Raw genomic sequence first — 18,052 nt, 5'->3', positions numbered from 1 at the left:
GGTCTTTGTATCTTGGAATTTGTCATCTCGCCGTTAGCGGCAGCGGTACGGCACCCACTTGGTCAAGACCAAGTGTTGCCGTGGTTTGTTCCTGAATTTCTTCGTAAAGCTTCGGGTTATCCACTAGTGAAATTCCATAAGAAGGGATCATCCCTTTGATTTTGGGTTCCCACTCGTTCATACGCTGTGGGAAGCAGCGCTCCAATACCTCGAGCATGACGTGTACAGCCGTTGACGCACCTGGCGAAGCCCCGAGCAGCGCAGCGATGGATCCATCGGCAGCGGTAACTACCTCTGTCCCGAACTGCAATGTTCCTTTAACGCCATCCTCAGTATCTTTGATGACCTGGACGCGTTGACCTGCCGTCACGACATCCCAATCTTCGCTTCTCGCGTTTGGAATAAACTCACGTAATTCGTCCAGCCGCTCGTCGTCAGATAAAACGAGTTGTTGGATGAGGTATTTTGTCAGCGACATTTCTTTCGCACCTGCTGCCAACATCGTCAAAAGATTGTTCGGCTTTACAGATGCAATCAAATCCAGATTGGAACCGGTTTTTAAAAATTTCGGTGAGAAACCGGCGAATGGACCAAATAACAAAGTTTTTTCGTTATTAATATATCGCGTATCAAGGTGTGGAACCGACATCGGGGGGGCGCCAACTTTTGCCTTTCCGTATACCTTCGCATGGTGCTTGGCAACGACCTCCGAATTGTTACAGACCATGAATAGTCCACTGACTGGGAAGCCCCCGATGTGCTTAGACTCGGGAATACCCGTTTTTTGTAACAAAGGCAAACTGCCCCCTCCGCCCCCGATAAAGACGAAAGGTGCCGTATGGGACTGAACTTGGCCGGTGTGAAGATCACGTACTCTGACTTCCCATAAACCGTCGCTTGTACGCAGAATGTCTTCCACGCTATGCCTATAGTTTATCTCCACCCCGCGGCTCTTGAGGTAATCAAACAACATGCGTGTTAAAGCTCCGAAATTAACATCTGTACCTGAATCGATCTTGGTCGCTGCGATGGGTTCGTCAAATGTTCGACCTTCCATCACAAGGGGCAGCCATTCCGTTAGTTTTTCAGGATCGTCCGAAAACTCCATCCCGCGAAACATGGGATGGTTTGACAACGTGTTAAAACGCTTTTTCAAAAATTCTACGTTGTCTTCTCCTTGAACCAGACTCATATGTGGGATGGTTCGAATAAAATTTTGTGGATTCTGAATCAGGTCACGGCTCACTAGGAACGACCAGAACTGTCTCGAGAGCTGAAACTGTTCATTAATTTTTATGGCTTTATCGATATCTATGGTTCCGTCGGGTTTTTCCGGGGTATAGTTCAACTCACAGAGCGCCGAATGACCCGTACCCGCATTATTCCACTCGTTCGAACTTTCTTCCCCTGCATTGGCTAATTTCTCAAAGACTCGGATTCTCAACTCGGGTGCTAACTCCTGCAGAAATACTCCCAGTGTCGCACTCATAACGCCCGCACCAATTAAGATAACGTCTGTTCTTCTCTGTGTGTTACTCATCATAACCGTCCTTATTCCCGTTATTTGGCAAAACAGAGCAGGCGCTCCCGCTTAGATGCTGCTAAAGCAAGGCGCCACCGAGGAACACATTTTTGTCTGTCTTCATTATAACCGTACAATGCGCCTATTAAAGCTGGTAAAAAAAAGTGCAAAATATGACGTTCCTGTAACACCTAACAAAAAACAAGTCCATGGCTCAACTTTTTGTGTACCGTAATCCCCCGACGGAATTCCACACCACCGACAGACACAGCATCTACTCACTGCGCAGCGTTCCTGAATAAATGACTCTCTGTCAGTTTATCACACTGGAATGCAGGTCGTGCAAGCATCCTTAGGATTTCACACATTTGTGCCTCGGTTCAATGGTATTCCACAACGATTCCGTCTGTTTCAGCGTTCCTAACGGCTGGCATTTGTGGATAGCATTACTTCATGACGATTGGGCTATTCATCTTTATGTCCAAAGGCCAAACGCAGGATTCTTCGAACCTCAATCGGCCTCATACAGCTTCTCGTTGCGTGAAAGGCGCCAGGCAATCCGAACAATCTGCGGCAGTTCTCGTGCTGTCGGGGCATGAGCAGCCAAGTAACGCGCCAAAGCGATGAGCAATGTCTCTTTCGCGTACGATGCAACCGAACTTGCCGAAGCATCCCACGCATCGAACTCCTGGACTGCGGCCTCGTACATCTGGAACGAATGGAATTCCGCATCCTCACGCAACAGTGCGTGTCCGAGCGTATTCAATAGTTCTCTCCGATCTCCGCCCGTCTCTAGGTATTCTGATACCCACGCGGCGGCCTCGTTAACCTGTTGCCGTTGGTCCAAAAGAGTCAGGAACTCAGCAGTTTGGCGGGTGCCAGCATCCCTGACACTCTTCGCGTTCGGACGCTTAGCCGCTGGCACATTGAGAAACCTGTCGAGGTAAATCCGGGTTACGGTATGATACAGTGCACGAATCACCAACGGATGTGCTCTTTTTTGTAAACGTACCTGCACTGCGTGGGCATGCGTGAAGGTATGCAACACAGCAATCCAATCGCCAAAATCATTTTGTGTATGGAACCGTACAATTCGCTCCGCTGCCGCGAGTACAACCAACTGGGCAAGCCGTACGGGATCGGCACCATCGAGCAGTGCACTGGTCAACTGCTCGACACTCAGATTTGGGTTGTCGGACAGTAACAGCTCCACAAATTCTGCTTCATCGAAACCGTCTGGCAGTGAACCGTCCGTTGCCAATGGATGGCTGTCAAGAACCGAGAAAGCTCGTTGCATGGGCTCGATTAAGTCGATTGGAGCACGCCAATTTTGTAACTCTTCACTTCGCGTCGGGTTCCCTAGAAGCGGGACAAGGGAGGTGAGAATTTGTGCGGATATCTCACCCTTCATAGCATCTGTCATCTCAAAAGCCTTGTTATGAAAATCAAATGTGTGCCCACCATCCAAGTAAACATGATCGGTAGCTGCCAAAAGCATCATGTCCGCGAGGGTCCGAGAATCAGCCCCTCGTTCACAAGCGGCGAGCAACACACGCTCAGCTCCGTCTGTATCGCGCACTTCAATGCACTCCCGATACCACGCAGCCAGCCGTTTGGTGGAAAACTCCGATGGTGGCAGAGGGTCGAGCGCATACTTGGGGGCACGCCCTGCACAATCCCTAGCAACATGCGTCAGTCCATGGACTAACGCCAAGATTTGCCCGTACGTATCAAGCTTCGGTAACACATTCACCATGGCACTGAGGATTGTGAGTCCTGACCCCCATCCGGCTGACCGTTGCCTTGTTCCAAAGTCAATTCCAACAGCAGCAATTTCCGTCGGTGGTACTTTCGCCTCCATCAGTGCAACCACTGACTTGGCAATGATGAGAGACAGGTTCTGCTGCAATCCTTCTCTCAGGCGATGCTTGTGCCGCTCGATACCTTTTCTCACCTTCGGCTCGTCGAAAACGTAGACCTGTCCATCCTCGACCTTGACATCGTGAGCCGGTACGTCATCCGCCCACGGATCGAGCGTTCCGCCACTGCAAACGTCAAAACGCGCATGATGCCAATGGCATGTTAAGATGCCGTCACAGACAGAACCCATGTGAAGTGGAAAGCCCATGTGTGGGCAACGATTTTCTACAGCATAAAACTGTCCCTCATGTGCAAATACGACGATAGCGCCCGTTATCACTTTTGCTCCCGATTGTTCCAACTCCGATGCTGTTCCGGCCAAAATCCAGTTTGCCATGTCGATCTCCCCTCCTTGCTCAACCCCCAACTTTTGAAAATACGCCAAACGTTCTGTCACAATTATCATACCGGAAGCGTTGGACGTTTTGCACCCGCTGATGCGAATGCGCAGACAACCGTCGAAGGTAAAGTCTCAACACACCTACACACTCGCCATGCCCTTCTTCGGTCAAGTTTCCGGAAATATTCACATAGACACAGTTGTATCCGCTTCCAGCTCGCTTGATTTGGCATAAAATAGTTACTGGTGCAATGTGAATTTGTAGGAAGGGAGGAAGGGAGGATAAGAGGGAACACGCGGGTCCGGTAGGATTTGCAAGCAGTTTGTTCTTGCACTGCTGCAGGCGTACACCCTACAATCGAGAGAGACATAAATATTATAGAGAGCGAGGACTTCATATGTTATTAAAAGATCAGCTAGCTGAAAAAATTTCACAGCAGAGGACTCGCACGACCAAGCTTCTCAAGGAGTTTGGAGATGTCAAGATTGATGAAGTAACTATCTCTCAGGTCGTCGGCGGCATGCGGGGCATTAAGTCGATGGTAACCGACATTTCGTACCTTGACCCAGAGGAAGGAATCCGGTTCCGTGGGTATACCATCCCCGAGGTCATGGAGAAATTGCCGAAGGTGCCCGGCGGAGAAATGCCCTATGTAGAAGGTCAGTTTTATCTACTACTCACAGGTGAAATTCCGACTCTCGAGGAAGTACAAGAATTAGCTGAAGAACTGAAATCGAGAAGGGCACTCCCTGAATATGTAAAAGACATCCTTAGAGCAATGCCAAGAGATGCACATCCCATGACCATGTTTACAGCAGGCATTGTTGCAATGCAGAGAGAATCAAAATTCGCCAAGTATTACAATGAAGGTCATTTCAATAAAAACACCGCATGGGAGCCTATGCTTGAAGATGCCCTCGATTTAATTGCAAAACTGCCTGTGCTCGGGGCATACATTTATCGAATGAAATACCGTGGTGACACATTTATCCCGTCAACCCCGGACCTCGACCTCGGCGGCGACTTTGCCAACATGATGGGCATTGCAAAACCGTATGACGATGTGGCAAGGATGTACTTCATCCTTCACGCCGACCACGAAAGTGGTAACGTCTCGGCTCATACTGCACACCTCGTCGGTTCGGCTCTGTCGGATGTGTACTACGCATACTCTGCCGCGATGGCTGGTCTGGCTGGCCCGCTGCACGGTCTGGCTAATCAAGAGGTACTGAAGTGGATTCAAGAACTCATGAAGACTCAAAGCGGCGGCCAAGTGCCAACTCAAGACGAGTTGAAGAAATTCGTTGAGGCTACACTGTCAAGCGGCCAAGTCGTTCCTGGCTACGGACACGCCGTCTTGAGAAAAACGGATCCACGCTACATGGCACAACGAGAATTTGCTTTAGCGCATCTCAAAGACGATCCAATCTTCAAGGTTGTCTCCATGCTGTTTGAAGTGGTGCCGCCGATTCTGTCCTCTCTCGGCAAAGTCAAAAATCCGTGGCCAAACGTCGATGCACAGTCTGGCGTCATACAGTGGCATTATGGCGTCGTGGAATATGATTTTTATACGGTGCTGTTTGGCATTGGAAGATCACTTGGGGTACTGGCAAACCTTGTGTGGGATCGGGCACTTGGCTACTCGATTGAACGGCCTAAATCTGTTACGACAGATATGCTTGAAGAATGGGCTGGAATCCCAAAGCCGAATCATGCTGAGTTGGTTCGGTAATTACTAAGCTTCAGTAATTCCTAAGCAATGTTCGAACAAACGGGAAAAAGGACCAGGCAACAAAGGGTCTAAACACAGTCGAACTTGCGTTGGGGTGAGTCACCCAGGCAACATACAACAGACCACAAGGGCCGCTACCCAGCTTCTAGAACAGCGGCCCTCTTACCTGTGTTTGCATAGATTTACGTGATGATGTCTCCTAGATGTTAGGTGATTCCTTACTAGTCGCTATCCCAAGACGACATCCCACTCAGTGATGTACTGAGTGGTTGACGGCCAAAAGATGTGGCGTGTGTTTGACGTACGTAAAACCCACGGCAAATAGTCGTGGGTTTTTGCTCCCTGATTAAAATGCCTTTTTCTCCGTTTGATACTCTTTGAGCATTTCCACAGCTTCTCGGAAACGCAGTGCATGGACAATTTCACGCTCACGAAGGAATTTTAGACTGTCCTGAATGTCTACATCATCGGTCAGGTTAATGATATGCTCGTAAGTCGCCCTTGCCTTCTCCTCTGCAGCGATGTCCTCGTAAAGGTCTGCAATCGGATCGCCCTTTGCTTGAATGTAGGTTGCTGTCCAGGGATTACCCGCCGCGTTATGGTAAAACAGAGCAGACCCGTGGTCGACGTAATGCTCCGCAAGTCCGGCCTGTTTCAACTGCTCTGGCGTCGCATCCTTTGTAAGCTTGTAAACCATCGTTGCAATCATTTCAAGATGTGCAAACTCCTCTGTGCCAATGTCGGTCAAGAGTCCAATGACTTTGTCCGGTATGGTGTAACGCTGATTCAAATATCGCAGGGCTGCAGCAAGTTCACCGTCTGCCCCACCGTATTGCTCAATGAGGAACTTCGCCAGCCTCGGGTCACACTTACTCACTCGAACAGGATACTGGAGCTTTTTCTCATAGATCCACACCAAACAACCCCCCCATCATCCTCACCCGCTAGGAAATCGAAACCATGAACGCGCACTGTTCAAAGTCACAGCTATCCCAAGCGTATTCGTAAGTTGGTACCTTACACTTGCCATGGCCACGGTCCGACTGACCATGTCCAACGATGCCCAATCGGACTGTTCCCGTATTCTTTCAACGGACCGAAGTTGGCTTCAAACTGTTGTGACAGCACCTGCTTACGACGCTGAAACTGGTTGAATTGCGCAATCGCTTGTTGGTCGTCCGGGTGTGTGTCTAAGTAAAGTGACAGCTCTAGGCAGACGAAGTCCATCGCTTGCAGTTCATGGAGGTAACGATAGTATTCTTTTGGTACCTGTGGTGTCGTCATGACCTCGCCCCTCCCTGTGGCATTGCCTCGTAGGGACTGTATAAATCTGGCCAGAGCGTACCTCGCTTGAGTGCTTCCTGGGGGGCAAACTGCTTCATGCCCTTTGCCTGAAATACAATGAATTGATTCGGCGGCACAATGTAGGACTTGGGCTTTGGCGGGCAAGGGTCAAACGGACTGTGGTAGGTGTCAAAGGGGCGCCATTGTGAATCCATCTTTCATCTCCTCCAGTCTGGTTCCGGAGTCCGAGAAAATCCCTCATCGAGTGAATAATATGCGGGGGATACTTGGGTCATAACCTGAAGGGCCGGCTGAGAGTCTTGGGTGCAATAAAAACAGCGTGCCAAATCAGCTTTGATTTGGCACGCTGTTTCACTACTTTTCTGGAATTCTAATCCATTACGGATTCGTGACTCGTGAACAGCAACCGTCTTCCTTGAGCACCGCCTTCGTTGAGCACCGTCTTCCATTCAGCACTGTCGCCAGCACATGCTGTTGTGTGCAGGCTGCTTCAATGCAGCAACAACGCGACTGCAGCTCCGACGACGACACCACCCAAGACTTCAGTCGGTTTATGCCCCAATTGTTCGTTAAGAACCGGCCAATCCACTAACCACCACGGTGCTTTCACGACAGACAATGGCTTCATACCTTCGACAATCTTTTGCTGCATCTGAATCACTGGCTCGGTTTGCTCCCTGGCCTGCAAGTCGTGCAGGAGACGGTTTAAAACGGCTGCTTGGCGTCCTGTTTGCCAGCGCACTCCCGCAGCGTCGTACATGACGATGATAGCGACGAATATGGCCACAGCCAAGCGCGGATCCGACCCGCCGTACCGAAGCGCGAGTTCAAACACGAGCGCCATCACAAGCGCAGTATGCGAACTAGGCATACCACCCGACTGGCGCATACGTTGCCAATCTATCCGTCGAAGCTGAATCATAACGAGAATCGGCTTTAACACCTGAGCAACCACCATAGCTACTAGTGGGCTTATCCAGATGTACTCATCTGGGTCAAACTTCATCCACACAGAACTCCACCCCGCTTACCCTTGTCCACCTGCACTCTGCTGTTCATTGGCCGTATCAAATCCACGTTCAATCGGGGCTAATCCGTAAAATGTCATCATGACAAGCAATACAACACCTGCGAAGAAAAATGGCGTACTTGGCAGAAATCTATCCCACAACCAGGAGCCGACCAATGGACCCGTGGCCATCCCAAGGCCTTCAATCGTCATGAATACACCCCACATGACTGCCCTGCGTTTTGCACTGATACTCTTCGCTAAAACGGAATTCCATGACGGGAGTATGAAAGAGTAACTGGCGCCTACGCCAATCATACCAACAAATAACATCCATAGGACATGTACGTGTGCGACAAAAGTCAGTAACACTGCACACGCTCCAAAGCCGACCATCAGAAACAGTTTATACCCGAATCGGTCGACCAGGCGCCCTACAGGCAACTGGAATAACACCGTGGCTGCGCCGGCACTGACAAGAAGTGCACTGTACAGTTTGCCGCTCAGTCCCAGGTCATATTGCGTGTAGAGCACAAAAACTGGCATCAAGATGCCCATGATAAAGGTTTGCACAAAAATCCCCGGCAGGAGCAGGCGAACAGAATAGACCTGCGAGACGATATTACGGAAACCGAGTCGCTTGCGATGATGGTCTTCTGGTCGATAGCGTTGAAGCGACAAGGCTGCCAATCCAATGCCAACCAGCCAGATCAGCAACAGTGTTGCAAAACCACTTTGCACATGTCGTCCGAGCGTGAAACTCATGGTGACTGTTCCACTCCCGACACCAAGCAACCATGCCATCATCACTCCGCTCATGGCGGTTGCGTTGGCGGAAGCAGGCAGTCCGCCTGTGATTCTGGATACCACGGCAGGCCAAATGGCCGCCATACCCAATCCAAGCAGTGCACTCCCAAGGATAATGGACCAATCAAATCGGAATCGAGCAATCAGCAGCAGTCCGATAAATCCCACCGACAATGCCGTCACCGCAACTTTTCGCTGACCAAACCGATCCGTTAACCATCCGGACGGTCCGCGCATGCTTGTATCGAGTGTGTAGTGGGCTGCCATGGCGTACCCTACCACACTCGCCGAAAATTGAAGCACACCCCGAATGTAAATCGGCAGGATAAAAAACAACAGTGAGCCGCGAACAAACTCGGCCAATCCTAAGGTAAGCAGTGCAGCCAACTTCGGTTTCGTAAATATTTCCCGCATTTCAGTTTGTTGGCTCACACAGCCCCTCCTCGAAGGTCTCGCAGCGATTGCAGACACCAGGTCTACTACCGCCCTAATGTCGCTGTCGATACGATTCGTATAATACAATGCTGCCTGCAACTGCAGCATTTAAACTCTCAGCACTTGCTGTCATCGGGATGAATACCCGTTTTGAAGCAAGGGTGCGAACAGCGGCAGACACACCGGCAGCCTCACTGCCAATGACAATGAGCGCCGGTTTCGAAAAATCCACTTCGTGACAAGCAATTTCGCCATCCGCCTCCGTAATGATGATGTCGCCATCTGGGTGGGCCTCCGTCCAAGTTCGGATGTAGGATGCGGCGTTCATGCGATGAATCGATAGACGGAAAGTCCCCCCCATGGAAGCACGGACAACCTTCGGAGAAAACGGATCGGCCGTTTCTTCAGAGCAGCACACCTCTGAAACCGCGAACGCGTCAGACGTTCTGAGGAGGGTGCCTACGTTTCCCGGGTCTTGAACCCCATCAAGAACAAGCGTATATGCTGGAAATGCCGGTGAAAGGTCCGATTGGCGCACAACCGCAATGATGCCCTGAGAAGTCACGGTATCTGATACGCTGAGAAATGCCTGCGGGGATAATTCGTAAACTTCAGCCCCTTTGGCAACAGCCAAACTTCGCAGTGATTGATAATCGTCACGTGCCGCCACATCAACCAGCACACTCTCGACAACCCTCGAAGATTGAAGTGCCTCTTCAGCAAGCCGTGCACCTTCGGCGAGGTATGACCCATGGGAAGAACGACCCTTCTTCGTCTTGAGCCCTGCCCACAATTGAACCTTTGAATTTTTTTGCGACTCGATGTACATACCCTTCACCTGCCGAACCAGCACTCGTGCGGCTCTTGGCCGCATGGATATACTTAACTTATGTAATAATGTCCCGGCCGAACCGACCGGGACATTCACTGCTATGTCCTTACGCTTGAAGCTTTTCCTTCGCCACGTTGGCCAACTGTGAAAATGCCTGGCTGTCAGCCACTGCGAGATCGGCGAGCATTTTACGATTGACTTCAACACCAGCCAGCTTCAGACCGTACATCAGACGGGAATAGGACAGTCCGTTGATGCGTGCAGCTGCATTGATACGCTGAATCCAGAGACGACGGAAGTTGCGCTTGGTTGCGCGACGATCTCTGTATGCATACATCAGAGACTTCATAACCTGCTGTTTTGCTGTCCGGAACAAACGATGCTTCGAACCGCGATATCCACGGGCGAGCTTCAAAATTTTCTTATGACGACGGCGGGTAACCATGCCGCTTTTTACTCGTGCCATTCTTGGTACTCCTCTCTAGCCATCGTGATGTGAGCCCTGGTAATGCTGTGGTAATGCTGTCAGACCGGATAAACCGACGCCTTCCTCGATTAGCAGGCTTGTCTGACATAAAATTAATTACTTCATGTAGGCAATCATTTGCTTGATACGCTTTACGTCGCTGGCAGACACCAATGTTGTACCGCGCAGGTTCAACTTCTGCTTTGGTGCCTTCTTTACTGCCTTGTGATATGCAAATGCATGAGCGCGCTTCAGCTTTCCAGAAGCTGTCTTTTTCACACGCTTGGAAAGGCCGCTGTGAGTCTTCATCTTACCCATTCGTGCTGTCCTCCATTTCAGTGCTTCAACGTCAAGGTGAAAAGCGACACACTAAGGTATCCCCGACATACGTCTGCTTTCTGACGCCGGGGCTACCCGTGTCAACTCAAAAAACCAAGTCTCGGCGGAATTAGGATGACGCCTGTTTTGGTGCGAGAATCATAATCATGTGACGGCCTTCCAACCGGGGCATCCGTTCCACAATCACGCCTTCACCGGCTGCTTGTGCCATCTTGGTGAGCAACTGCTGGCCAATTGTCGGGTGCGTGATTTCACGGCCGCGAAAACGAACCGTAACCTTCACCTTGTCCCCTTCAGACAGGAACTTCATCACATTCTTCAACTTGACCTGAAAGTCATGATCCTCGATATTCGGCGTCATGCGAACTTCCTTCAGTTCGATGATCTTCTGGTTCTTCTTTGCTTCCTTTTCCTTCTTGCTTTGTTCGTACTTGAACTTCCCGTAGTCCATCACGCGACAAACGGGTGGCTTGGAGTTCGGAGCAACATTCACCAGGTCGAGGTTCTTCTCTTCCGCAATCCGACGGGCGTCTCGGAGATTCATAATCCCAAGTTGCGCTCCATCCTCGTCAATGACGCGCACTTCACGCGCCCGGATTCCGTCGTTGACTTGAAAAGACTCTTTGCTAATATCCTGTCACCTCCATTGGATCAATCCTGTTCCCGCATCCATCAAAAAAGCGCGGACTGTTGTCCGCGCTTCTATCACGTCTTTAACCGCAGGCACATCGACTTGCAAAGCTTGCAAGCTGTGCCATTTTGACGGCAAGATAGACCAACCTGTCAGCACTACACCGAGCAGGTGAGAAGCGGGACGCTTCTTCTTCACTCATATTGACATCTAAACTCTTTGTTCATTTTACACGGTTCGATTCAATACGTCAACGCAAACGTTTTTTATCCAGCCCGATGGGCCTGGAGGCTGTAGCTCAACGCCGCGAACGAGCGACGAGGAGCCCACATGTCCATCATCAGCTTTCCACGAGCGGCAGCTTGCTAACCACTGTCTCCCGCAGCAGTCCTTCGAAGGCTTCGTTTGACATCTGACCGAGATCGCCCTGGCCGTATTTACGTACGCTTACGGCACCTGCGCTTCGTTCCTTTTCACCCACAACGAGTGTGAACGGGATTTTTTGCACCTGCGCTTCGCGGATCTTATAGCCAATCTTTTCCGGACGCACATCCGCTTCCGCACGGAATCCAGCCTCGAGCAACCGCTCAGCGACCTCATTTGCGTACGGTGCAAATTCGTCGGCTACACTGGCCACGCGAACCTGAATCGGGGCCAACCAGGTTGGAAATGCGCCTTTATATTCTTCAATCAAGAACGCCACAAAGCGCTCCATCGTACTCACAACGCCGCGGTGGATGACGACCGGCCGGTGAGGCTTACCATCTTCCCCAATATACTCTAGGTCAAAGCGATTCGGTAAGTGGAAGTCGAGTTGGACAGTTGACAGGGTCTCGTCCTTACCGAGCGCTGTGCGAACCTGTACGTCGAGTTTCGGTCCGTAAAATGCGGCCTCTCCGGGTGCAATAACGTAGTCGAGCCCCATCTGCTTCATCGCGTCTTGGAGCATCGCTTGCGCCTTTTCCCACATCTCGTCGTTATCCACGTACTTCGCTTTGTCCTCTGGGTCACGGAAGGACAAGCGATGGTAGTAATCCTTGATGCCAAAGTCCTTGTACACACGCTCAATCAGCCGGACAACCTTCGAGAACTCCTCCTGAATCTGATCCGGCCGAATAAACAGGTGTGCGTCGTTCAGTGTCATTGCCCGCACCCTCTGCAGTCCCGCCAAGGCACCTGACATTTCATAGCGGTGCATCATTCCAAGTTCCGCAATCCGAAGCGGAAGGTCCCGGTAACTGCGCATTTCCGACTTATAGACCATCATGTGATGAGGACAGTTCATTGGGCGCAGAACAAGTTCTTCGTTGTCCATCTGCATCGGCGGAAACATGTCCTCATGGTAGTGCTGCCAATGGCCTGAGGTTTTGTACAGCTCCACGTTGGCGAGGACCGGCGTGTAGACGTGGTTGTAACCCATGCGTTCCTCGAGATCGACAATGTATCGCTCCACAATCCGGCGCACGGTCGCGCCCTTTGGCAACCAAAGCGGCAGGCCTTGGCCAACTTCTTTGGAGAGCATGAAAAGGCCAAGTTCTTTCCCGAGTCGACGATGATCCCGTTGCTTCGCCTCTTCAAGCAGACGCAGGTGTTCATCGAGTTCGGCCTTCTTGGCAAAAGCGACCGCATAAATGCGGGTCAACTGTTCCCTGTCGGAGTCACCGCGCCAGTAGGCACCTGCAAGCGACATCAGCTTGTACACCTTGAGTCTCCCTGTCGATGGCACATGCGGACCTCTGCAGAGGTCGACAAACTCACCTTGTTTGTAAATGGTAAGGATCTCCGATTCAGGGAGGTCCTGAATGATTTCCACCTTAAACCGGTCTTCGCGGTCGGAGAACATCTTCAAGGCATCATTCCGTGAAATCTCCTCGCGAATCACGGGATAATCGGCCTCGATAATTTTCGCCATCTCAGCTTCAATCAACGGCAGGTCCTCAGGGGTGAAAACGTGATCGGCAAAGTCGTAATAAAAACCATCCTCGATGACAGGCCCGATGGCAAACTTGGTCCCGGGGAAAATCCGTGACACAGCCTGCGCCATGATGTGGGCTGCGGTATGGCGCATGGTATCGACGCCATCTTTGTCCTTCAAGGTTAAAATTTCAAGTTCTACCCCATCCTCGACTTCGCGCGACAAGTCGACAACCTTGCGGTTAACTTTTGCAGCAACAGCCTCTTTCGCAAGACGTGAGCTGATGTCGCGTGCGATGTCCGCATACGTTGCTCCGGCACTTACCTTCCGTTCTGATCCGTCCTTCAGACGCACTACGATGTCCGACATGGTCTTCTCTCCTTTTCTCTGCAATAAAAAACGTCCTCGCCCCGTGATTGGGACGAGAACGTAGTTCCCGTGGTTCCACCCAGATTCAGCAGTGCAGTGGATGACCGAGGTAAAGAACCCACTGATCGTGTCTGCAATGCCCTCTGATGCGTATAACGTGCGCCCCGGTTGTCGTTTTTGCCTCACGGCAGCCCCGATAACTGCTTGGAAAGTGGTGTCCACAAGTTTCCGACGGTGAACGTTTCCAGCCAGCGGCGCTCACTCTCTGTACACGGATATTCTTTGGCGCGTCTTTCCGCATTGCAAATCATGTCGTAGAATTTGTGTTTCACTATAGCTACCGGAGACCAAAAAGTCAAGCAGCAGACGGTTTGATATACCCCAGTGAACACGCCCGGTGTTGCTCGTCAAACGTCGTAGTCGTCTGGCATCGCCAACAGGTGACCATCGACAGCCGAAGGACATGTGTCTCCATGTTCAAGAAGGGTACAGGCAGCACAGTGGTTGCACCGCGTGGCTCGCTCCAGAAACACTCGCTCCACAGTCTCTGAAAAGCTGGGCCACGGTGCAGCATGAGTAATATCGTGAATCACAATCTTGCACGGGGATCGCGTAATCAGGACGCTCATGGCGAGGTCTTCAACATTGACTTCGCCATCGTCAGAAACCTGATACGCGGCCTGAGATACGTCTTCGTCAGAAATCAATGCACCCGTTTCATCGCACAACCACATGCGTTCGTCTGTACAAAAGACATGAACAACCTGGCGTGTCGAGGGTTGGGATTCAAGCATATAACGCAATAGCGACACAAACTCCTCGTACTCTCGATCAGCCAGAAACTGGCTGACAAATTCTTCGGTGCCTGTATCCGTTGCAGAGAGCACATCTCGAGCACGAAACCGCATGAAGCCAACAAGATCAAGATGCGTGACGGCAGTCTTGTGGAGCATTTGCTCCAGTGCTACGGCCAAGTCCTGCTCCCAGACATCCATCGTTCGATCTCCAATGGTTGCCTTTCTGAGCGCATGAAGCGTCAACAGCGAAACATACTCTCGTTCATCGTCGTTCAGATACGAATGACGTTCACTAAGACGTTCATTGATGTAGGCGTACACCCACTCGTTGAACAGGAAACTTGCAATGGACTCGGCGACCTTGGCGCAATACGCCTCATCGCAGTCCAACACTTGCAAGAGAACCATTGTGTCTGCCGTGTTTTGTTGCTCTAGTAGTAGGCCCGCCTCTGTCAGCTTCCGCGCTATGTCGGCAGCGGCGAGCTCGGATTCCAGTTTGATGATGCGCACGGTCATCCATCCTTCCGGTCCTTCGCGTCATACTGACAGTATGGGACTGAGGTGGAAGCGGATATACCTGAAAAAGCACAAGAGCACAGGCGTCCAAATTGAAGCTATTCTGATGACTACATCAGCCTTCCATCGGACTTGCTGTCTCTATACGATAACGAAACCGCCGACGCAAAATTACATTGCGTCGGCGGTTTGCCATTGGTGCGGCTGACAGGAATCGAACCTGTGGCCCCCACCGTGTCAAGGTGGTGCTCTCCCTCTGAGCTACAGCCGCTCATTTGGGACAGAGCATATCTTAGCACGCATCGCCGTTAGAAGTCAACGTCAACATCATGGGCACCTGTTTTACGAAACCCGCACCAAAGCTCCTTCACTGGTCTCCGCCTCTCCCTGCTACCGTATGTATGGCTGCGTGCTACGTTGTAGGCACGAGACACTGGCAAAAGCGGAATTTGACAGGGGGAGGTGTCCAGAATGTACGAATGTCCCGGAACCCTTTAAGCAGGATTCTCAGACATCGGCAGTGTTAGCAACAGCTCCCAGAGTCGCGGTGCTTTTCGACCGAGATTCACAGCCCGATTGGTCTGCATGTCAACAAAGGCATGTTCCGTCCGACCAGTTGCACAAAGTTCAGCCTCTGCGTTGAAAACGTCATACGTGAGTGCCAAGCGTGTTCGAGACCGTTCCACCAATTGAGCGGCAATCGTCACCTCGTCTTCAGCACGCAGTGTTTTCGTGTATCGGCATGTCGCTTCAAGGACGACAAGGACAACACCACTGTCGTGGAACTCCTCCATATAAGATACGCCATTGGCCTTTAAAAAGCGCATTCGGGCAACCGAAAACCAGTCAATATATGCAGGGTGGTAGACAATTCCTGCCGGATCACACTCGCCCCATCTCACCTCAAGGGTTGTGCGTACTACAGCTTCCATCCTTTACTCCCTCCCTGTTTGGTGACGCAAGTCTGACAGGCTCTTTTCGACCTGTTGTAACTCTTGCTGCAATTTGTGCTGTCGGCGCATCAGAGACACAATATACAAGGCTGTGCCCAGCCATACCACGGCTGTGACACCCCACAAGTAACCCAGTTGCTGCATGACCCTCAAGACTCCCCTCGGACACTATCGTCAAACGCTTTTGCACGAAGTTCCTGCAGCCCTTGGCGGATGAGGAACATACGCTGTTTTTGAGTCTCTTGCCTGGTTCGCAACACCAACAACAAGAGATAAATGACAAAAAACACCGCGAAGGCGAACATCAACGTGAAGATCATGGTTCCCGGCATGTTGAACCCGGTCTCGTCAATCACCTGTGGATGAATGGAGCGCCACCATTCCACCGCAAAATGGATGACTGGAACGTCGGCAAACGCCACAATTCCAAATATCCCGGAAATCCTGGCTCGGCGCTCGAGTCCTTCGATAGTCCCCCGCAGCAGCAGGTAACCTACGTACAGGAACCAGAGGATCAAAGTTGTCGTTAAGCGCGGGTCCCACGTCCACCACGTGTTCCAAATCGGCTTTGCCCAAAGAGACCCTGTAATCAGGGTAAAGCTGGTAAATACGACGCCAATTTCGGCCGACGCCACCGCAATCCGGTCAAACAGCAGATTGCGTCTGATGAGGTAAATGACAGCGAATAAAGCCGTAACAAAAAAGGCAAGAAAGGCAATCCAAGCACTGCCGACATGGAAATACATGATGCGCACCAGATTCCCCATCGTCTTCTCGGGTGGTGACCAAATGAGTGCAAAGTACTGACAAAGGAACCCGAGAACGGCGACCGCAATCACTCCGAACCAAGATGACTTGCCCAAGGCCTACACCTCCATCATCGTTTCATAGAGCAAAAATGGCATTACAGCGAACAAAACAAGGTAACCGACCAACACTTCTACCCAAATGTGCGCGCCGGACACCGTCGGAACCATGCTGATGACCGTCAGACGAATCAAGGCAATAAACAACGGGATGGTTGTTGGGAACAAGAGCAACGGTACGAGAATGTCCCGCAATGAACTTGACCCAGCCAATTGTGCCAGAAAAGAGCCAATCCCCGTTAGTCCAAGCGTACCACCCATCACGACAAGCGCAAAGTGAAGCGGATTCTGCGGTACGGGTGCGTTCAAAATGACTAGAAAAGCAATCAGCATGCCGACCTCAGAAACCAGAACAATAATAAATGTGGAGAACCATTTGGCGTAGAAGATGAGGCTCCTATCTATCGGAGCCAGCAGACTTCCCAAAGAACCGCCAAGTTCCTGCTCCTTTACGTCTGCCCTGGTCATACCGATAGATGTCGCAAAGAACACGACCATCCAAAACAATCCGGCACTCCAGTCTGCAGTCAGGTTACTTGCGCCATTGAGCGCAATCCCGACCACTAGGAAGAGGAGTACTCCGAGCGCCAGCGTCGAGGCCACGAGACGCCCGCCGCGCAACTCGGTTCGGAGCTCTTTCCACACCAATGTCCAGAACATGCTCCACGCCATCAACATGCGGTGACCCTGCCAAAGCGAAGGGTGTACCGCCTGGCGGCAATGCGAACCTCGTCTTCTCGATGCGTAACCAGAAACACACTTGCGCCATCGTTGATTCGCTGTTCGAAGAGTCTGGTCAGAATAGCCCGACCTCGTTCGTCAAGTCCGTCAAATGGCTCATCAAGGAGCAATACATCCGGCTTATGAATAAAACAGCGGGCGAGAGCCAGGCGCTGTTTCATCCCCTTTGAGAAACTGCGCACTCTCTGTGCGGCCGTATCGCCAAGGCCGACTTGTTCGAGCCATGACTGAACAAGCTGTCGGTGCTGCGGCAGTCCGTATAGCCGAGCATAAAACGCGAGATTTTCGCTGGCAGATAAATCCCCATACAACATCGGTTGTTGCAACAGTACCCCAAAATGTCTGCGGTGAGTCGTCCGAATCGGGCCGCCATCCCAGAGGACTCTGCCGCGTGTGGGCCGAACCAGCCCAGCCATCATCTGCAACAAAGTCGTCTTCCCACTGCCGTTCGGTGCTGTGAGCGCGTATACTTGGCCTGGTTCAAGACTCAGGTGAATGTCTTCAAGTATCGGTTTCAGATTGTACTCCTTCGCTACGCCTTCGAGGATTAACACCT

The 18,052-nt window shown here is 51.4% G+C and carries 20 protein-coding genes and 1 tRNA gene; 1 reads left to right on the top strand and 20 read right to left on the bottom strand.

Annotation, left to right across the window (positions count from 1 at the left end; translation table 11 throughout):
• Positions 1 to 22: 22 nt before the first annotated feature.
• Together AN477_RS20055 and AN477_RS20050 are read right to left on the bottom strand one after the other, a co-directional pair.
• On the bottom strand, positions 23 to 1,555 hold the full coding sequence (locus tag AN477_RS20055; RefSeq protein ID WP_281176392.1) for a malate:quinone oxidoreductase: 1,533 nt from the start codon (positions 1,553 to 1,555) through the stop codon (positions 23 to 25).
• Between the two features lie 478 nt (positions 1,556 to 2,033).
• Complete coding sequence (locus AN477_RS20050) at positions 2,034 to 3,779, bottom strand: Rieske (2Fe-2S) protein (RefSeq protein WP_054970965.1); 1,746 nt, start codon at positions 3,777 to 3,779, stop codon at positions 2,034 to 2,036.
• 401 nt (positions 3,780 to 4,180) lie between these two features.
• Between AN477_RS20050 and AN477_RS20045 the strand changes: the two genes are divergently transcribed.
• Positions 4,181 to 5,515 (top strand): citrate (Si)-synthase, encoded by a 1,335-nt coding sequence (locus AN477_RS20045; RefSeq protein WP_054970964.1) that lies wholly within the window; start codon positions 4,181 to 4,183, stop codon positions 5,513 to 5,515.
• Positions 5,516 to 5,861: 346 nt separating this feature from the next.
• On the opposite strand, the gene AN477_RS20040 is transcribed toward AN477_RS20045, so the two are convergent.
• The 18 genes from AN477_RS20040 to ccmA all read right to left on the bottom strand — a co-directional run bounded on the left by AN477_RS20040 (position 5,862) and on the right by ccmA (position 18,050).
• On the bottom strand, positions 5,862 to 6,431 hold the full coding sequence (locus AN477_RS20040) for a manganese catalase family protein (RefSeq protein WP_054970963.1): 570 nt from the start codon (positions 6,429 to 6,431) through the stop codon (positions 5,862 to 5,864).
• A gap of 101 nt (positions 6,432 to 6,532) precedes the next feature.
• Entirely contained in the window at positions 6,533 to 6,799 is a 267-nt protein-coding gene (locus tag AN477_RS20035) for a spore coat protein CotJB (protein WP_054970962.1), read from the bottom strand.
• Positions 6,796 to 7,014: a spore coat associated protein CotJA gene (locus AN477_RS20030; protein ID WP_054970961.1), complete on the bottom strand. Its 219-nt coding sequence runs from the start codon at positions 7,012 to 7,014 to the stop codon at positions 6,796 to 6,798. The genes AN477_RS20035 and AN477_RS20030 overlap by 4 nt, the downstream gene beginning before the upstream one ends.
• 296 nt (positions 7,015 to 7,310) lie before the next feature.
• Positions 7,311 to 7,826 (bottom strand): divergent PAP2 family protein, encoded by a 516-nt coding sequence (locus AN477_RS20025; RefSeq protein WP_054970960.1) that lies wholly within the window; start codon positions 7,824 to 7,826, stop codon positions 7,311 to 7,313.
• Positions 7,827 to 7,847: 21 nt separating this feature from the next.
• Positions 7,848 to 9,068, bottom strand: a complete 1,221-nt coding sequence (locus tag AN477_RS20020) for an MFS transporter (protein ID WP_054970959.1) — start codon at positions 9,066 to 9,068, stop codon at positions 7,848 to 7,850.
• A gap of 55 nt (positions 9,069 to 9,123) precedes the next feature.
• Complete coding sequence (locus AN477_RS20015; RefSeq protein WP_169787930.1) at positions 9,124 to 9,924, bottom strand: TrmH family RNA methyltransferase; 801 nt, start codon at positions 9,922 to 9,924, stop codon at positions 9,124 to 9,126.
• An 85-nt stretch (positions 9,925 to 10,009) separates the two neighbouring features.
• Positions 10,010 to 10,369, bottom strand: a complete 360-nt coding sequence (gene rplT, locus AN477_RS20010; protein WP_054970958.1) for a 50S ribosomal protein L20 — start codon at positions 10,367 to 10,369, stop codon at positions 10,010 to 10,012.
• 117 nt (positions 10,370 to 10,486) lie between these two features.
• Complete coding sequence (rpmI, locus tag AN477_RS20005; protein ID WP_054970957.1) at positions 10,487 to 10,687, bottom strand: 50S ribosomal protein L35; 201 nt, start codon at positions 10,685 to 10,687, stop codon at positions 10,487 to 10,489.
• Between the two features lie 130 nt (positions 10,688 to 10,817).
• Positions 10,818 to 11,339 carry a translation initiation factor IF-3 gene (gene infC / locus AN477_RS20000; protein WP_083486508.1) on the bottom strand — a complete coding sequence of 174 codons (522 nt, stop codon included), beginning with the start codon at positions 11,337 to 11,339 and terminating at the stop codon, positions 10,818 to 10,820.
• Between the two features lie 6 nt (positions 11,340 to 11,345).
• Complete coding sequence (locus tag AN477_RS24795; protein ID WP_157062084.1) at positions 11,346 to 11,537, bottom strand: hypothetical protein; 192 nt, start codon at positions 11,535 to 11,537, stop codon at positions 11,346 to 11,348.
• A 142-nt stretch (positions 11,538 to 11,679) separates the two neighbouring features.
• Positions 11,680 to 13,623, bottom strand: a complete 1,944-nt coding sequence (thrS, locus tag AN477_RS19995) for a threonine--tRNA ligase (RefSeq protein ID WP_054970955.1) — start codon at positions 13,621 to 13,623, stop codon at positions 11,680 to 11,682.
• Between the two features lie 407 nt (positions 13,624 to 14,030).
• A complete protein-coding gene (gene ytxC / locus AN477_RS19990) occupies positions 14,031 to 14,930 on the bottom strand; it encodes a sporulation protein YtxC (RefSeq protein WP_054970954.1) in 900 nt (299 codons plus the stop codon).
• Positions 14,931 to 15,132: 202 nt separating this feature from the next.
• Positions 15,133 to 15,207 (bottom strand) — tRNA-Val (locus tag AN477_RS19985).
• A 223-nt stretch (positions 15,208 to 15,430) separates the two neighbouring features.
• Complete coding sequence (locus AN477_RS19980; RefSeq protein ID WP_054970953.1) at positions 15,431 to 15,868, bottom strand: acyl-CoA thioesterase; 438 nt, start codon at positions 15,866 to 15,868, stop codon at positions 15,431 to 15,433.
• 3 nt (positions 15,869 to 15,871) lie between these two features.
• Positions 15,872 to 16,033 (bottom strand): CcmD family protein, encoded by a 162-nt coding sequence (locus AN477_RS23990; protein WP_083486506.1) that lies wholly within the window; start codon positions 16,031 to 16,033, stop codon positions 15,872 to 15,874.
• A 5-nt stretch (positions 16,034 to 16,038) separates the two neighbouring features.
• Positions 16,039 to 16,752, bottom strand: a complete 714-nt coding sequence (gene ccsA, locus AN477_RS19975) for a cytochrome c biogenesis protein CcsA (protein ID WP_054970952.1) — start codon at positions 16,750 to 16,752, stop codon at positions 16,039 to 16,041.
• Between the two features lie 3 nt (positions 16,753 to 16,755).
• The gene (locus AN477_RS19970; protein ID WP_054970951.1) at positions 16,756 to 17,433 is read right to left on the bottom strand and encodes a heme exporter protein CcmB; all 678 of its coding nucleotides are present in this window, start codon (positions 17,431 to 17,433) and stop codon (positions 16,756 to 16,758) included.
• Positions 17,427 to 18,050: a heme ABC exporter ATP-binding protein CcmA gene (ccmA, locus tag AN477_RS19965; RefSeq protein ID WP_054970950.1), complete on the bottom strand. Its 624-nt coding sequence runs from the start codon at positions 18,048 to 18,050 to the stop codon at positions 17,427 to 17,429. Before ccmA ends, AN477_RS19970 begins: the two co-directional genes overlap by 7 nt.
• Positions 18,051 to 18,052 lie beyond the last annotated feature (2 nt).

Source organism: Paenalicyclobacillus ferrooxydans, assembly GCF_001399675.1.
In the GTDB taxonomy this organism is placed as follows: domain Bacteria; phylum Bacillota; class Bacilli; order Alicyclobacillales; family Alicyclobacillaceae; genus Alicyclobacillus_B; species Alicyclobacillus_B ferrooxydans.
The sequence above is the reverse complement of the archived record's forward strand: the minus strand, read 5'-3'. Positions and strand labels throughout refer to the sequence as shown.

Coding starts and splice junctions, on each gene's coding strand:
- AN477_RS20050 (WP_054970965.1), bottom strand. CDS start 3,779: ATGGCAAACTGGATTTTGGCCGGAACAGCATCGGAGTTGGAACAATCG.
- AN477_RS20045 (WP_054970964.1), top strand. CDS start 4,181: ATGTTATTAAAAGATCAGCTAGCTGAAAAAATTTCACAGCAGAGGACT.
- AN477_RS20035 (WP_054970962.1), bottom strand. CDS start 6,799: ATGACGACACCACAGGTACCAAAAGAATACTATCGTTACCTCCATGAA.
- AN477_RS20030 (WP_054970961.1), bottom strand. CDS start 7,014: ATGGATTCACAATGGCGCCCCTTTGACACCTACCACAGTCCGTTTGAC.
- AN477_RS20025 (WP_054970960.1), bottom strand. CDS start 7,826: ATGAAGTTTGACCCAGATGAGTACATCTGGATAAGCCCACTAGTAGCT.
- rplT (WP_054970958.1), bottom strand. CDS start 10,369: ATGGCACGAGTAAAAAGCGGCATGGTTACCCGCCGTCGTCATAAGAAA.
- rpmI (WP_054970957.1), bottom strand. CDS start 10,687: ATGGGTAAGATGAAGACTCACAGCGGCCTTTCCAAGCGTGTGAAAAAG.
- thrS (WP_054970955.1), bottom strand. CDS start 13,623: ATGTCGGACATCGTAGTGCGTCTGAAGGACGGATCAGAACGGAAGGTA.
- AN477_RS19980 (WP_054970953.1), bottom strand. CDS start 15,868: ATGGAAGCTGTAGTACGCACAACCCTTGAGGTGAGATGGGGCGAGTGT.
- AN477_RS23990 (WP_083486506.1), bottom strand. CDS start 16,033: ATGCAGCAACTGGGTTACTTGTGGGGTGTCACAGCCGTGGTATGGCTG.
- AN477_RS19970 (WP_054970951.1), bottom strand. CDS start 17,433: ATGTTGATGGCGTGGAGCATGTTCTGGACATTGGTGTGGAAAGAGCTC.